The following is a 927-nucleotide window of genomic DNA, read 5'->3' as shown; positions in this document are numbered from 1 at the left end:
GGGTGATCTGACATGTCCATTCTCGTCATCGCCGAACACGACAACGCCGCGCTGAAGGCCGCCACGCTGAACGCGGTCAGCGCCGCCGCCAGGATTGGCGGAGAGATCCACGTGCTGGTCGCCGGCCAGGGCGCGCAGGCCGTCGCCGAGGCCGCCGCCAAGGTGGCCGGGGTGGCCAAGGTGCTGCTGGCCGACGACGCGGCCTACGCCCACCCGCTGCCGGAGAACGTCGCGCCGCTGGTCGTCAATCTGGCCAAGGGCTACGGCCATGTGCTGGCCGCCGCCTCGTCGGAGGGCAAGAACCTGCTGCCGCGCGTCGCCGCGCTGCTCGACGTCGCGGCGATCTCCGACATCACCGGGGTGGTTTCCGCCGACACCTTCGAGCGGCCGATCTACGCCGGCAACGCCATCGCCACGGTGAAGTCCGCCGACCCGATCAAGGTCGTCACGGTGCGCACCACCGCCTTCGAGGCGGCCGCCGCCACGGGCGGCTCGGCCACGGTCGAGGCGATCGCCGGGACGGGCGACGCCGGCTCGGCCAAGTTCGTCGGCCAGGAGCTGACGAAGTCGGAGCGTCCGGAGCTGACCCAGGCCAAGATCGTCGTGTCGGGCGGCCGCGGCATGCAGTCGGGCGAGAACTTCAAGCTTCTGGAAGCGCTGGCCGACAAGCTGGGGGCCGCGGTCGGCGCCAGCCGCGCGGCGGTCGACGCCGGCTTCGTGCCGAACGACTATCAGGTCGGCCAGACCGGCAAGATCGTGGCGCCCGAGCTGTACATCGCCGTCGGCATCTCCGGTGCCATCCAGCACCTCGCCGGCATGAAGGACAGCAAGGTCATCGTCGCCATCAACAAGGACGAGGAGGCGCCGATCTTCCAGGTCGCCGACTACGGCCTCGTCGCCGACCTCTTCAAGGCGGTGCCGGAGCTG

Annotated in this window: 1 protein-coding gene; it reads left to right on the top strand. The window is 70.7% G+C overall.

Translation table 11 applies throughout. From position 1 onward, the window contains the following. Nucleotides 1–12: 12 nt before the first annotated feature. On the top strand, nucleotides 13–927 hold a 915-nt coding region (locus H0B54_RS29325), incomplete at its 3' end, for an electron transfer flavoprotein subunit alpha/FixB family protein (RefSeq protein ID WP_188263271.1).

The sequence above is a fragment of the Azospirillum tabaci genome, from assembly GCF_014596085.1.
In the GTDB taxonomy this organism is placed as follows: domain Bacteria; phylum Pseudomonadota; class Alphaproteobacteria; order Azospirillales; family Azospirillaceae; genus Azospirillum; species Azospirillum tabaci.
The sequence above is the reverse complement of the archived record's forward strand: the minus strand, read 5'-3'. Positions and strand labels throughout refer to the sequence as shown.